This is a genomic window from Mycobacterium sp. IS-1556, assembly GCF_001499985.1.
Classification (GTDB): domain Bacteria; phylum Actinomycetota; class Actinomycetes; order Mycobacteriales; family Mycobacteriaceae; genus Mycobacterium.
This window is the reverse complement of record NZ_LQIM01000005.1, coordinates 104,300-121,371: the sequence shown is the minus strand read 5'-3', so window position 1 is coordinate 121,371 and position 17,072 is coordinate 104,300. Positions and strand designations below refer to the sequence as shown.

General features: G+C 65.7%; 1 protein-coding gene. It reads right to left on the bottom strand.

All coding sequences use genetic code 11. The features are described from left to right. Positions 1 to 22 precede the first annotated feature (22 nt). Positions 23 to 17,041 carry a non-ribosomal peptide synthetase gene (locus tag AU187_RS06030; RefSeq protein WP_059166374.1) on the bottom strand — a complete coding sequence of 5,673 codons (17,019 nt, stop codon included), beginning with the start codon at positions 17,039 to 17,041 and terminating at the stop codon, positions 23 to 25. Positions 17,042 to 17,072 lie beyond the last annotated feature (31 nt).

Genomic DNA, 17,072 nt, shown 5'->3' with positions numbered 1-17,072 from the left:
TGCGCGAAACCGACTCCCGGCGCTACCGCGGTGTTTCAGGCAACCGCTGACGCAAGCTTCTCACCGACGGCGCGTCCACCAGGGCGCTCACCGGCAGGCGAACATCGAAGGCCGTGTTGATCGCGGCGATCGCCCGCATCGCGGCAAGTGAATCCCCGCCCAGGTCGAAGAACGAATCGTCGGCCCCTACCCGGTCTGCCTCGAGCACCTGCGCGAAGATGTCTGCCAGAAGCTGCTCGGCCAGATCGACCGGCGCGCGATAACCACCGGACGACGGGGTCGTCACAGCCCGGTTCTCCCATCCGCTGCGCTGCTGGTGATCTCCGGCGTCAAGCGAATCGATCGACGACAACGGTCGGGTCGGATCGGCGGTCATGTCCGCCAATATCCGGGTGAACCGGCTCATCAGCGTTTCGATGGTGGCCGGGTCGAACCGGTCGGTGCGGAACTGGACGCGCAGATCCAGCTCGTCGCCCGGCACCGCTTGCACCGTGAGCGGGTAGTGGTAGTAGTCGCGGACGGTGAACCCAGCGACACCCAGATCGTGGCCGCCCGACAATCCGGCGGCGTCGATCGGATAGTTCTCGAAGACGAAAACGGTGTCGAACAATCTGTTCTGCCCGGTGACACGGTGAATGTCGCTGAGCGCCAGGTGCTGATGCTCAAAGGTCTGCTCCAGCGCGCCTTGAAGCTGATCGAGCAACTCGACGGTGGTGGTTTCGGTCGCGATGCGGGCGCGCACCGGCACCGTGTTGATCGACAGGCCCACCATCGCCTCCGCACCGGCGACCTCTGCCGGCCTCCCTGAAACCACGGCGCCGAACGCGACATCGTGCTGGCCGGTCAGCCACATCAGCAGCTGCGCCCAGGCTGCCTGCAGCACAGTGTTCACGGTGATGTGCCGCGAACGCGCAAGCTCGGCCATCGCCCGGGTGGTGTCTTCCGGAACCCGGAAGGATCGGATGTCCCTGGGGCCCAAGCCCAGTCGGTCGGGTGGGCTGACCAGCGTGGGGGTCTCGAAGCCGTCGAGCACCTCACGCCAGGCCGCCCGGGCGGCTTCGACGTCGCGTTCGGCCAGCCAGGAGACAAACCTGCGGTAGGGCACCGAGGCGGGCAGTCGCTGCCCGAAATAGGTGGCGAAGATCTCCCCGAGCAGGATCGGCATCGACCAGCCGTCGAGCACAATGTGGTGATTGGTCAGCACGAACCGGTGGCGCTCCTCGCCGGTGCGGGCCAGCGCCGCACGCAAGGCCGGCTGCTCTGCGAGATCGTAGACCTCGGCGCGCTCGGCGGCGCACATGCGCTGAATTCGCTCATCGACGTCGGCTTCACCACTGAGATCAAGGTATTGCCAAGAGATTTCAGGGTTGGCCGGGATGACTTGTACTGGTTCGTCGCCGAGGTGGTGGTGGAAACGAGCAGCCAGGTTCGGGTGCCGGTTGACGACGGTTTGCACCGCGTCATGTAGCCGCTCGGCGTCCAAGGGGCCGGTGACGGTGAAGTCCAGTTGCACGGCGTAGACGTCGTCCTCGTCGCCCGCCGCAGTCAAGGCGTGGAACAGCAAGCCCCGTTGCAGCGAGGTCAGCGGCAATACGTCAGCCACGTCGTAGCGTTGGGCCAGCGCTTCGATCTGGGCCTGGCTCAGCCGCGCCGGTGCGATGTCCGACGGTGTCAACCCGCCCCCGCCGTGTTGCACGTGGGCGCAGATGCCCGCCAGGGCTTCAAACCACAACCGGCTCAACCGATCGACCTGCCCATGATCAAGCGCTGAAGGCGCCCACGTCCAGGTCGCGTGCAACTGCGGACCGGTCGCGGTGTCGACCGTGGCAGCGTTCAGTTCCAAGGTGTGCATCAACGGCATCGCGATCGCCGCGGCCACACCGCTGACCGACGAACCGTCGGGCGCCAGGCGCCACAGATCCTCGGAAAGCTCGCCGGCGGCCGCACCGAGGCGCCCGAGATAGTTGAATCCGACCCGCGGATCCTCGTCGCGCAGTTGCACTTCCGGGTTCAGATACCGCAGCAGCCCATATGTGAGTCCGTCGGGCAGGGCCCGCAGCTGTTCTTTGGCGGCCTTGAGCACCGCCCCCAGGCCGGGATCACCGCCACGCACCTCGGCCCAGTCCAGTCCACCCACGTTGAGCGCGACCGGATATTTCGTGGTGAACCAGCCCACCGTGTGCGACAGGTCCACCTCGTCACCCAGCTCCTCGTGACGGCCGTGGCCTTCGACGTCGATGCCCACCGGAGCGGTATCGGCATCGACGAACTCGGCCAGCGCGAGTCCCAATGCGATCAACAAGATGTCGTTGATTCCGGCATGGAACGCCGCGGGCACCTCGCCGAGCAACAACCGGGTGGTCTCGGTGTCCAACGGCACCGTCAGGTTCCCCGCATTGGCGAAGGTATCCACCGAAGGCACGACCGCCGGCAACAACGCAGGCGCCGACGCCACCTGTCGCCACGCATCGGCGGTAGCGACGACCTGTTCGTCGCGGGCGTGTTCGGCCAGCAGCGCCGACCACCGCGCAAACGAAGTTCCGGACCCAGGCAATTCCACCGGCCGCCCAGCACGATGAGATGCCCAAGCGAAGTTGATGTCTTCCAACAGGATTCGCCAGGACACGCCATCGACCGCGAGGTGGTGCACGATCAACACCAACTGACTCGTGGAGGCGACCCACAGCGCGCTGAGCATCCTCCCCGCGGTCGGGTTCAGCCGCGACCGCGCGGCCACCAAGGCCGCGTCCGAGAACGCATCCACGGCGTGCACGCACTCATCCGCGCGCACCTCGACCGACTCGGGCACCTGCAACGACCAGCCGCCGGCCCCATCGTCGTCGACCCGCAGCCGCAGCATGGCATGGCGATCCAGCAACGCTTGCACCAGCACCACGACGTCGCCCCGGTCCGCCGTGTCGGGGGCCTGCAAGACCACCGTCTGGTTGAACTCTCCGGTCGGGCCGTCGACCTCCTGCAACCACCGCACGATCGGTGTGCCCACCACCGGCCCGACGCCCTCGTCGATCACACCGGCAGCAGCCCCGTCTGCCGTGCGCGCCACCCGGGCCAGCCTGGCCACGGTCTGCTCGACGAACACATCGCGCGGACGGCACAGCACCCCGGCGGCGCGGGCCCGCGAAACCACCTGCATCGACAGAATGCTGTCCCCGCCGAGTTCGAAGAACGACTCGTCGACCCCGACCCGCTCCAGCCCCAGCACCTGGGCGTAGATACCGGCCAAGACCTCTTCTACCGCAGTGGCGGGAGCGCGATAACGATCCGTATCGCTGTACTCCGGAGCCGGCAACGCCCTCGTGTCCAGCTTGCCGTTGACCGTCAACGGCAACGACTCGAGCACCACCACCGCCGCGGGCACCATGTAGCTGGGCAACCGCTGCGCCAACGCCGCACGCAGCTCCGCCGCATCCACCGTTCCGGTGGCATACCCCACCAGGCGCTTATCGCCGGGACGGTCCTCGCGCGCGATCACGACCGCCTGCTGCACGCCGTCCAGTCCGGCGAGAGTCGCCTGCACCTCGCCCAACTCGATGCGGTATCCGCGGATCTTGACCTGCTCGTCGATGCGGCCGACATACTGCAACTGCCCGTCGGCGCCCCAACGCACCAAATCGCCGGTGCGATACATCCGCGCTCCGGCCCCCGCGAACGGGCACGCCACAAACCGCGACGCGGTGAGCCCTGCCCGCCCGACATAGCCGTGAGCCAATCCGCCGCCGGCGACATACAACTCACCGACCACACCGGCGGGTACCGCACGTAACGAGCCGTCGAGAACGAAAAAGCCCAAATGCGTCAACGGCACACCGATCGGGCTGACCGCGCGCTCGATGTCAGCCTCGGTGATCTCCCTGAACGAGGCATGGACCGTCGTCTCGGTGATTCCGTACATATTGATCAACCGCGGTGAGCCCGCATGCGACTGCATCCACGGCCCCAGCCGCGCGGGCTCCAAGGCCTCTCCACCGAAAACCACCGTCTGCAGCTTCAACTGCTGGCCGAGCTCCGGCTGCAGACCGTTGGCAGCCTGCAGCGCATAGAAGGCCGACGGGGTCTGGCTCAACACGCGGACCTGCTCACTGACCAGCAACGCCAGCAGCTCTTCCGGGGAGCGCACCACCGTGTCGGGCACGATCACCACCCGACCGCCGCGCAGCAGCGCCCCCCAGATCTCCCACACCGAGAAGTCGAACGCCAACGAATGACACTGCGTCCACGCCTGACCCGCCAACTCCAGATCGGCATCCAGTGTGTCCAACAGCTGCACGACGTTGCGGTGGGGAACGGCAACGCCCTTGGGCACACCCGTAGTTCCCGACGTATAGATCACATACGCCAGATCTTCGGGGCTCGCCGCCGAGAAGGATTCTTCAGCAACGGAATTCGAATCCAACGGCGCATCGGCGATGTCGATGACCACTGCGCTACGGCCGTCCACCCGCGACCGCAGGTCCGCGGTCGTGACCACTGCCACCGGCGCGGCGTCACCCAGGACAAACTCGGTGCGCGCCTCAGGATGTGCCGGATCCATCGGCACATATCCCGCACCACACTTGAGTACCGCCAGCATCGCCAAGACCGCATCGACCGACCGCGGCAACAACAACCCCACCCGGTCACCGCGACCCACACCTGCGGCGGTCAACGCCCGTGCCAGGTTCGACGACGCCGCATCCAACTCGGCGTAGGTCAACGAGCGACCGTCACCCGACACCGCCACCGCCTCCGGTGACCGCGCGACTTGACCGGCGAAGAGTGCGGGAATCGACTCCGAAACCGACGGCTGCTCGGTCAACGCGGCCCGATTGCCCCACCCGAACAACTGGGCATGCTCCCCGGCATCGAGAACATCCACCGTCGACAAGCGGACGCTCTGGTCGGCCGTTATCGCTTCCAGTACCAGCCGTAGCCGCGCAACCAGCACCTCGATGCTGGCCGCGTCGAACACATCGGTGCGGAACTCCACGTCGCCGCCGATTCCGGCGGGTTCGCCCGACTCGGTCCAGCGTTCAGCCAGGCCGAATGTCAGGTCCATGCGGGCGGTGTTCGTGTCCGCCGGCAGCGAGTTGATCTGCAGATCGCCCAAGTCCAGTGAGGAGGTCGGACCGAACGACTGCCCGGCGAAGTGCCAGGACAACATCACCTGGATCAGCGGGGAGTGAGCGAGGCTTCGGACGGGGTTGAGTCGCTCCACCAGTACCTCGAAGGGCACATCCTGGTGTTCGTAGGCGGCCAGGCTTCGCGTTCGAACGTGCTCCAGCAGTTCGGCGACGGTGGGGTCGCCGGCCAGATCGACCCGCAGCACCAAGGTGTTGACGAAGAAGCCGACCAACTCATCGAGTGCGGGGTCGCGCCGCCCGGCGATTGGAAACCCGACGGCCACATCGGTGCTGGCACTGACTTTCGACAACAGCGCCGCAAGGGCGGCCTGGACCACCATGAAGCTCGTGGTGTGGTGCTCACGGGCCACCGCAGCGACCCGGTCCTGCAGTTCGGCGGGCCAATCCACGGCCACCCGGTCGCCGCGATGATCGGCGACAGCCGGGTAGGGCCGGTCGGTCGGCAACTGCAGGCGTTCGGGCAATCCCGCCAACGCGTCATCCCAGAACGCCAACTGGCCGGCGATGCGGCTGTCCGGATCGTCGAGGTCACCGAACTGGTCGCGTTGCCACAGCGTGTAGTCGACATACTGCACCGGCAACGGCGCCCAGTTGGGGTCGTGCCCCTCACTCCGGCTGGCATAGGCCACTCCGAGATCCCGCATCAGCGGCGCGATGGACCAACCGTCGGCGGCAATGTGGTGCACGACCGCCACCGCCACATGCTCGTCATCGGCGACCCGGAAAAGCTGTGCCCGCATGGGGATTTCGGAGGCCAGGTTGAAGGTGTAGGAAGCCGCGACGTTGACCGCCTCGCGCAACTCGTCCGTCGACCAGCCGGTGGCATCGATTACCTGCCAAGCCAAGTCGGCCTGCTCGGCCGGCAACACCAGCTGCTGGGGCGCCCCGTCGACCATCGCGAACAGGGTGCGCAGGCTCTCGTGACGGGCGACCACGTCGGTGAGCGCTTGGCGCAACGCCTCGACGTCAAGGCGACCGCGGAGCTGCAGTGCCACCGCCATGTTGTAAATCGCTGAGGGACCCTGCAATTGGTCGAGGAACCACAACCGCTTCTGAGCGAACGACAACGGAACTTCCGTCGGACGTTCCACTGGCTTCAAGGGTTCGAGCCGGGCGGAATCCGCACCGATGCGGGGGGCCAACTGAGCCACCGTCGGCGCCTCGAACACGGTCCGCACCGACAAGTCGCCATCGAGACTGCTGTTGACTGCGGCGATCAGGCGCATCGCCGATAGGGAATCGCCGCCGAGATCGAAGAAGGAGTCGTCGATGCCGACGCGTTCGACATCGAGGACCTGGGCGTAAATACCGGCCAGCAGTTCTTCGACCGCGGTGGTGGGGGCGCGGTACTGGTCGGTGTCGCTGTACGCCGGGGCGGGCAGCGCGCGGGTGTCGAGCTTGTTGTTGACCGTCAACGGCAACGCCTCGAGCATCACCACCGCCGCAGGCACCATATAGCCGGGCAGCCGCTCAGCAAGCGCAGCGCGCACCGTACTCGGATTGGCGGTGCCAGTTATGTAGGCCACCAGACGCTTGTCGCCGGGGCGGTCTTCCCGCGCGATCACCGCCGCCTCGGCTACCCCATCAAGCGAAGCCACCGCGGCCTGAATTTCGCCGAGTTCGATGCGGTAGCCGCGGATCTTGACCTGCTCATCGATGCGGCCCAGATACTGCAATTGCCCATCCGCGCCCCAGCGCACCAGATCCCCGGTCCGATACATCCGCTTCCCCGCACCGCCGAACGGGCAGGCCACAAACCGCGACGCCGTCAACCCGCCTCGGCGCACGTAGCCCACACCGACCCCGGCGCCGGCCACATACAACTCCCCGGCCACCCCCGCCGGCACCTGGCGCAACAACCCGTCCAGCACAAACAACGCCGCACCCGACACCGGCGACCCGATCGGCACCACGCCCGATCCGGCCGCCAGCGGAGCGCTGATCGCCACACACATCGTAGTCTCGGTCGGACCGTAGGCGTTGAGCATCAGCCGCCCCGGCGCCCACCGATCCACCACCTCTGGCGGACAGGCCTCACCGGCCATCACCAACGCCGTGCCGGCCAACCGCTGCGCGGAGAGCATCTTGACCGCCGACGGGGTCTGGGTCAGCACACTGACCCCCTCGCCGACCAACATTTCTTGGAAGTCCTGCGGCGACGCGGTCACCTCCTCAGGCACCACCACCAAACGCCCACCGCGAAGCAACGCCCCAAAGATCTCCCACACAGAGACGTCAAAAGCCAACGAATGACACAGCGGCCACACCCCAGCCGCCGGCAACCCCGCATCCAAACTCGCCAACAACTGCGTCACGTTGCGATGAGAGACCGCCACCCCTTTGGGCACACCCGTCGTCCCCGAGGTGTAAATCACGTACGCCACATCATCGGCGGCCGGCGTCGGCAAACTGATCTCGGGCGCAGAATCAACAGCGAGATCGTCGATATCGATGACCGCCACGTTGAACCCGTCGAGCTGTGAGCGCAGTCCCACGGCGGTGATCACCGCCGCCGGCGCGGCATCGCCAACCACGAACTCGATGCGCGCCGGGGGCACCCCAGCATCAATCGGCACATAGGCCGCCCCGGCCTTGACCACCCCCAGCATCGCCACCACAGCCGACGCCGACCGCGGCAACAACAGCGCCACCGAGTCGCCCGGCCCCACCCCATGGCCGACCAACAGACGAGCCAACCGATCAGAGGCCACATCCACTTCGCGGTACGTCAACTCGACGCCACCGCCACTGATCGCCACCGCCTCAGGCGCCCGCGACACCTGGTCGCCGAACAGATCCGGAATCGACATCGGCGCGCTCACCGGACGGTTCATCACCGCGCGGTTCGCCCATCCATCGAGCAGGGCGCGCTCACCGCCATCGAGAAGGTCCACCGAAGAGAGCCGCCGGGTTGGGTCGGCGGTGATCGCCACCAGCACCCGCCGTAACCGCTCGACCAGCGCCTCGATGCTGGCCGCGTCGAAAACATCGGTGCGGAATTCCACCTCGCCGCCGATCCCGGCGAGTGACCCGTCCTCTCTCCACCGCTCCGCCAGCGTGAACGCCAGATCCATTCGTACGGTGCGCACGTCGACTGGAATCGGGGTCGCTTGCAGATCGCCGAGGGCCAGCGCCGCGGGTTGGTTGTTCTGCCAAGCCAACATCACCTGAACCAACGGGTGGTGGGTCAGATTGCGGATGGGGTTGAGCCGCTCCACCAGCACCTCGAACGGCACGTCCTGGTGCTCATAGGCGGCGACGCTGCGCGTCCGCACGTGGCTCAGCACCTCGGCGACGCTGGGGTTACCGGTCAACTCCACCCGGAGCACCAAGGTGTTGACGAAAAAGCCGACCAACTGGTCGAGGGCGGGATCGCGCCGCCCAGCAACCGGGAAGCCAACGGCCACATCGGAACTGCCGCTCAGCTTCGACAACACCACCGCCAACGCGGCCTGCACCACCATGAAACTGGTCGCGTCGTGCTCGCGGGCCACCCGAGCAATCCGCTCATGGAGCTCGGCCGGCCAGTCGACTGCGATCCGCGCGCCGCGGTTATCGGCCACCGGCGGATAGGGCCGATCAGTCGGCAGCTCAAGGCGTTCGGGCATCCCGGCCAGCGTTTGCTCCCAGTAGGACGCCTGTGCGGCGATGGCACTGTCCGGATCGTCGAGATCACCCAACTCGTCGCGCTGCCACAGCGTGTAATCGACGTACTGAACCGGCAACGGCGCCCAGCCAGGGATCCGTCCGGCACATCGACTGCCGTAAGCGACACTCAGATCACGCGCCAGCGGAGTGATCGACCAGCCGTCGGCGGCGATGTGGTGCACCACGATCGCGAGCACATGCTCGTCGTCTGCGATGCGGAAAAGCGTTGCTCGCAAAGGAATCTCGGCAGCCAGATCGAACGGGTGATGCGCGACCTCGCCGATGGCGTCGTTGAGCCGCCCGGCCGGCCAGTCGCGGGCATCGATCGCTTGCCAGCCGAAATCAGCTTGCTCGGCGGGCACCACCAGTTGCTGGGGTTCGGTCGCGGGGAACCGTGTGCGCAGGCTCTCATGGCGGTCCACCACATCGGCCAGCGCCTGCCCCAAGGCGTCCGCGTCGAGTTCTCCGCTGATGCGCAGTGCCGTCGCCATGTTGTAGATCGGCGATGGGCCCTGCAACTGGCCAAGGAACCACAACCGCTGCTGGGCGAACGACAACGGAATCACCGCGGGGCGCTCCATGGGCACCAACGGCGCCCGCCGCTCTCCTTCCGCACCGATATGGGGAGCCAGCTGGGCAACGGTGGGCGCCTCGAAGATGGCGCGCACTGAAAGATCGGCGTCGAGGCCGTTGTTGATGGCGGCGACCAAGCGCATCGCCGACAGGGAATCCCCGCCCAGGTCGAAGAACGAGTCGTCCACACCGACCCGCTCCACGCCGAGTACCTGGGCGTAGATACCGGCCAGGAGCTCCTCGACCGCGGTCGCCGGAGGACGATACCGATCCACGCCGCTGAACTCCGGTGCCGGCAATGCGCGCCTGTCGAGTTTGCCGTTGACCGTCAGCGGCAACGCGTCGAGCACCACCACCGCCGCCGGCACCATGTAGCTCGGCAGCCGTTCGCCCAGTGCGGCGCGGACTGCGGACGGGTCCAACGCCGCGTCCACCGATTCGGTGACATATCCCACCAGGCGCTTGTCGCCGGGCCGGTCCTCGCGGGCGATCACCACCGCCTGCTTCACTCCGTCCTGCGCGGCCAGCGCGGCCTGAACTTCACCGAGTTCGATGCGGTAGCCGCGGATCTTGACCTGCTCATCAGAGCGGCCCAGATACTGCAGCTGCCCGTCATCGCCCCAGCAGGCCAGATCTCCGGTTCGATACATCCGTGTCCCAGGCGCCCCGGACGGAGATGCCACGAACCGCGACGCCGTCAACGGACCGCGACGCCAATACCCGGCTCCCAGCCCCGCACCGGCCACATACAACTCACCGACCACACCGACGGGCGCTGGGCGCAACCACCCATCGAGCACAAAGAACGCGAGATGGTCCAACGGCACACCGACAGGGCTGACAGCTTTGTCGGCATCGGCTTCGACGATCTCGCGGAACGAGGCGTGCACCGTCGTCTCCGTAGTGCCATACATGTTGATCAGGCGCGGCGTCCCAGGATGATTCTCCAGCCACGCCCGAAGACGTTGCGGTTCAAGTGCTTCGCCGGCGAACACCACAGCTTGGAGCTTCAACTGCTGTCCCAGCTCCGGCTGTAGCGCAATGCCGGTCTGCAGCGCATAGAACGCCGAGGGCGTCTGGCTCAAGATGCTGACCTGTTCGGTCACCAGCAGCGCGAGGAAGTCTTCGGGAGAGCGGACCACCGATTCGGGCACGACGGCCAGCCGTCCGCCACGTAGCAGCGCACCCCAGATTTCCCACACCGAGACGTCGAAGGCCAGTGAATGCCATTGCGACCACACCTGTCCCGCGAGTTCGAGGTCGGAATCCACGGCGTCCAGAAGCTGGATCACATTGCGGTGGGTGATCGCCACGCCCTTCGGCGTACCGGTGGTGCCCGAGGTGTATATCAGGTAGGCGATCTCGTCGGGACTCGGCGCCGCCAGGCCGGTGCTTGGTTGGTCGTCGACCGCGGGGTCATCGATATCGATGATCAGCAGGCCACGGCCGTCCAGCCGTGACCGCAGATCTGTTGTCGTGACGGCGGCGATCGGTGCGGCGTCCTCGAGCATGAAGCTGATCCGCGCTTCGGGGTGCGCGGGATCGATCGGGAGGTAGGCCGCGCCGGTCTTGAGTACCGCCAGGATCGTCACGATCGCCTCGGCCGACCGCGGCAACAGCAAGGCCACACGCTCACCGGGCCGTGCGCCATGGCGGGCCAGCAAGTGCGCCAATCGGTTCGCCGATTCGTCGAGCTGCCGGTAGGTCAGCGACCGGCCATCGAAAGTCAGCGCAGTGGCCTCCGGGCCGCGCGCCACCTGCGCGGCGAACAACGCCGGAATCGAGACCGACCTGGCGATCGGCTCGCTCAACACCACCCGATTTCCCCACTCACCCAGACGGGTGAGTTCGGTGTCGTCGAGCACGTCGATCGACGACAGCCGCCGCGCGGGATCAGCGGTCATCGCCGACAGCATCCGTTCGAACCGCTCGATCAGCGTTTCGACGCCTCGGGCGTCGAACACTTCGGTGTCGAATTCGATGCGAAGACCCAATTCGTTGCCCGGAATGGCTTGCACCGCAAGCGGATAGTGATTGTATTCGCGGCTGACGAATTCGGAGATGGAAAGGCCCTCGATGCTCGAGAACGCGGCGGAGTCGAGGGGGTAGTTCTCGTAGACGAAAAGGGTGTCAAACAGCTGCTCGTGTCCGGTGACGCGGTGAATGTCACTCAACGCGAGGTACTGATGCTCGAGGGTGTGGTTGTAGGCCGCGTGCAGCTCGTCCAGCAGGTCGGCGGTAGTGGTCGCCGACGTGACGCGCGTTCGGACCGGCACCGTGTTGATCATCAACCCGACCATCGATTCCGCACCGACCACCTCGGTCGGTCGCCCGGAAACCGTTGTCCCGAAAGCGACGTCGTGTTGCCCGGTCATTTGGGTGAGCAACTGGCCGAACGCCGCCTGCAGAACGGTGTTGACCGTGGTGTGGCGTGAACGTGCCAGCTCATTCACCGCTCGGGTGACGTCTTCTGCGACCCGAGCCGAAACCACGCTTCGTCGGCCCAGCCCACGGCCCTGCGGACCCACCAGTGTCGGAGTGTCGTAACCGTCGAACGCTTGACGCCAAGCAGATTCGGCGGCGTCGACATCTCTTTCCGCCAGCCAGCTGACGAACTTCCGATAAGGAACCGCCGCCGGCAGGCGCTGTCCGTGGTAGCCGGCGAAGATCTCTTGCAGGAGAATCGGAAGCGACCAGCCATCGAGCACGATGTGATGATTGGTCAGCACAAACCGATGCTGTTGATCTCCGGTACGGATCAATGCCGCCCGGAACGGCGGCTGCTCGGCCAGATCGCAGACGGCGGCGCGTTCGGCGGCGCACAAACGGTGAATCTGCTCATCGGCGTCGCCTGCGGCACGGAGATCCAGATTTTGCCAGGGCACTGCCGGATCCGCCGGAATGATCTGCACCGGCTCGCTGAACCGATCGACGAACCGCGCCACCAGGTTCGGATGCCGGGTGGCCACAGTGTGCACAGCATCGCGCAACCGCTCGGCATCCAGCGGGCCGGCCAAAGTGATGTCCAGCTGCATGCCATACACGTGGTCGTCAGTGCCTGCCGCGGTGATCGCGTGAAACAGCAAGCCCTGCTGCAGAGGTGTGAGCGGCAGGATATCGGCGACTCGGAATCGCTTCTGTAGCTCGTCGATTTGTTGTTGACGGAGTCGAGCCGGGTCGATGTCGGACGGGGTCAAGCCGCCGCCGCCGTTGCCGACATGCGTGCAGATCCCGCCCAGCGCTTCAAACCACAACCGGCTCAACCGACTTACCCGGTCGCGGTCCAGCGCTGACGGCGCCCACGTCCAGGTGGCGTGCAACTGTGGGCCCGCCTCGGTGTCGATGGTACTGGCGTTGAGCTCGACTGTGTGCATCAACGGCATCGGGATCGACGCCACCGTGCCGGACAGCGACAATCCGTCCGGGCGAATCTGCCACGCATCATCGTGAGACGCGGAATCACCCACGGAGCCAAGGCGTCCCAAGTAATTGAATCCGATCGGCGGGTCTGCCACGGCCAGATCGACGTGGTTGTTCAGGTAACGCAGAAGCCCGTAGGTCAGATCGTCGGGCAGGGCCCGCAGCTGTTCCTTGGCGTCCTTGACCAGTGCACCCACCGCCGCCTCTCCGGCGATCACCTCTGTCCAGTCGAGTGCTTCAACCCTCAGCGACACGGGATATTTGGTGGTGAACCACCCGACGGTATGCGACAGGTCGATATCGTCTGCCAGGTCCTCGTTGCGTCCGTGACCCTCGACGTCGATGCCGATCGGAGCTGAGCCGGAGGCATCCAGGAACTCCGCCACCGCTAAACCGAATGCGATCAACAGAATGTCGTGAACCCCGGCATTGAACGCCGCAGGCACCTCACTCAGAAGCATCCGGGTCGTCTCGGCATTCAGGGTCACCGACAACGATTCAGCGGTTTCATAGGTGTCCACTGCTGGTCTCACCGCGGGCAACAGCGCCGGCGCCGACGCCACCTGTTGCCACGCCGGCGCGGTGGCCACCACATCGGGGTGGTGGGCGTGTTCTGCCAGCAGCGCCGCCCAGCGGGCGAACGACGTACCCGACGTCGGCAAGGCCAGCGGCCGGCCCCCGCGCAGTTGCGCCCAGGCGGTATTCAGGTCTTCCAAGAGGATTCGCCATGACACGCCATCGACAGCGAGATGGTGGATGATCAGCACGAGCTGATTCGTGGAATTCGCCCATAGCGCGCTCAGCATTGAACCCGCCGCCGGGTTCAGCCGTGACCGCGCCTCGAGCAAAGCCTCTTCGGACAGCACGTCGACCGATTGCAGTACCCGCGAAGCGTCTACCGAGCCCGCTCCGGGCGCCAGCAACGACCAGCCCGCGGCGCCGTCGTCTTCGACGCGGAGCCGCAGCATGGCATGCCGGTCAAGCAACGCCTGCAAAAGCACGAGCACGTCGGATTGGCTGATCCCCGCCGGAGCCTGTAACAACACCGTCTGGTTGAACTGCTCCACTGGTCCGTCGACGCTGTGCAGCCACGACATGATCGGCGTCGAGTCCACCGGCCCGACACCCTCATCGATGACGCCGCTGGCAGCATCGGCCTCTTTGGCCACTGCGGCCAGCCGGGCCACAGTCTGCTCGGCGAACACATCGCGGGGCCGGAACAGCACACCGGCAGCACGTGCGCGCGCCACCACCTGCATCGACAAGATGCTGTCGCCGCCGAGTTCGAAGAACGAGTCGTCGACGCCGACCTGCTCGACACCGAGCACGTGTGCGTAGATGCCCGCCAGGATTTCCTCGACTTCGTTGGCGGGGGCGCGGTAGTGATCGACATCGATGTACTCGGGTGCCGGGAGAGCGCGCTTGTCGAGCTTGCCGTTGACCGTCAACGGCAGCGCGTCGAGGAGCACCACGGCGGCTGGCACCATATAGGCGGGCAGCCGCTCCGTCAGCTGGCCGCGTATTCCGGCTGGGTCGGCTGCACCGGTGAAGTACCCCACCAGTCGCTTGTCGCCGGGGCGGTCCTCCCGTGCGATGACCACCGCCTGCTCCACCCCGTCCAAGGCAGCCAGCGCTGCGCGCACTTCGCCGAGTTCGATGCGGTAGCCGCGGATCTTGACCTGCTCATCCGAGCGGCCCAGATACTGCAGTTGACCGTCGGCGCCCCAGCTGGCGAGGTCCCCGGTGCGATACATCCGCGTGCCGGGAGTTCCGAACGGTGACGCGACGAAACGCGACGCCGTCAACGGGCCGCGACGCCAATACCCGGCACCCAGCCCGGCGCCGGCCACGTACAACTCGCCGACCACACCGACGGGCGCCGGACGCAACCACGCGTCGAGCACGAAAAACGCAAGATTGGTCAACGGCACCCCGATAGGGCTGACATGGCGGTCGGCGTCGCTCTCGCATATCTCCCGAACCGACGCGTGCACCGTCGTCTCCGTGGTGCCGTACATGTTGATCAGCCGCGGTGACTCTGGGTGATTGTTCAGCCAGCTCCGAAGACGTTGCGGTTCAAGCGCTTCGCCGGCAAAGACCACTGCCTCGAGTTCGAGCTGCTGGCCCAGTTCGTGTGCCAGCGCATCGGCGGTTTGCAACGCGTAGAAGGCCGAGGGGGTCTGGCTCAAGACGGTGACACGTTCGCGGACCAGCAGCGCGAGGAAGTCTTCCGGTGAGCGGACCACCGATTCGGGCACGATCGCCAGCCGTCCGCCACGTAGCAGTGCGCCGAAGATCTCCCACACCGAGACGTCGAACGCCAGCGAATGCCATTGCGACCACACCTGTTTCGGCGCCAGGTCCAGGTCGGTCTCTAAGCATTCGAACAGCTGGATGACGTTGTGGTGGGTGATCGCCACCCCTTTGGGCACCCCAGTGGTGCCGGAGGTGTAGATGAAGTAGGCGATGTTGTCCGGGCTCGGCGGCGGCAGCACAAAGGTGGCTTGAGAGTCTGCTCCGGCCTCATTGATGTCGATGACGAGCAGCTCGTGCTCGTCGAGCCGCGACCGCAGATCGGCTGTCGTGACGGCGGCGATCGGTGCGGCGTCCTCGAGCATGAAGCTGATCCGCGCTTCGGGGTGTGCGGGATCGATCGGCAGATAGGCAGCGCCGGTCTTGAGCACCGCAAGGATCGCCACGATCGCTTCGATGGAGCGGGGAAACAGAATCGCTACCGATTGCCCCGGCCCCGCACCTCGAACGGCCAAAAGGTGGGCCAAGCGGTCCGTGGCTTCGTCCAACTCACGGTAGGTCAATACAGAATCCTGGCAGGTGACAGCCACTGCCTCAGGGGCTTCCGCAACCCGCGCGGCGAACATCTCCGGAATCGAGACCGGCCTCGCCGCCGAACGGACCAGTCCCGCCTCGTTGCCCCAGCCGTTCAGTTGCGCATGCTCGGCCTCGTCGACGACGTCGATCAACGAGATCGCTCCTGCGGGATCCGTCGTCATCGCCATCAAGATCTGTTGCAACCGCGCCGCCAGGTCCGCGACGCCGAGGTTCGCGAACGGCTGCCCAGAACTCACCGAATGCAGATGGATCTGGCCACCGGCGCTCAAGAAGAACAACCCGAAGTAATCGACGCGGCCAAATCGCGTAACCGAACCCGATGCAGGTGCGTCAGCAAAAGGCACCGCAGTCAGCGAAGGAATGAAGTTGATACCCACCCGCTGGGGCGACTTCCTCGGGCCGCCCGCGTTTGCCTTGCGCTCGAGGGCATGAACCGGGAAACGCTGGTGTTGCACCGCCTCGCGGATCCGGGCGTCGACATACTCACAAAATGTAGCGACCGACGAGCCGGGTGAAACGGTCAGAACCAACGGCACGATCCCGGAAACCATCGCGGGAAACGTGAAGGACTCTGGACTTGTCCGCCGATTGACCGGGAAATCAAGCACCACTTGCGAGCCCTCGGCGCGCCACCCACGCACCAACAACGCGCAGGCGGCGGTGATCACCGATGACCGGCGCATGCCCAAAGAGTCGGATAACTCATGGACCCGTTGGACAACCGACGGGTCCAATTGAACTGATTCAGAAACCGTGCATGAACCGCCTTCGTCCGCATCCGTCAGGTATTGCGGAGTTTCGGGTGGAAGATTTTTGCTCCAATACGCCAAGTCTTTGGAATATTCCTCGGACGCTTCGTATTCAGTTTCCCACGAAACCAGATCCTTTAAGGAGCCAAAAAACGGAGGCGGTACCGGCGTGCCGGAAATGAGCGAAGAATAGACGGCGGCGACCCGATTGGCGAAAAGGATGCCACCGAATCCATCGGCGACCAGGTGATGTAAGCACACGAACCAGTAGAATTGGTCGGGCCGCGTCCGGAATAACGCAAATTTGAATAGCGGCCCGGTCGCGGGCATTGGCGTCGACCGGATCAATTCGGCCAGTCGGTACGCCTCCTGCACGGGATTCTGTAAGTGCGTGAGATCGTGGACAGGAAGTTCGACATCGGGGTTGTCGACGGGCCGCTGCAGGACCCGACCATCCACCTCGTAAAACACGGCCCTGATCGGCTCGGCTTCTACCAAGGCAAGGCGAATCGCCTGTTCGAGCACGTCCGGCTCTATTGCGCCCTCGATTATGTCGAACGCGACGATGTGCCACTCCGGGTCGAATTCGCCGGTTTCCTGCGCAAGCCAGATGTCCAGCTGTCCGCGGGTTAGCGGAAGCGCCCCGTCAGCGAACTCCATCGGACTCCCTCATACTCTGGCTTTATCTGGA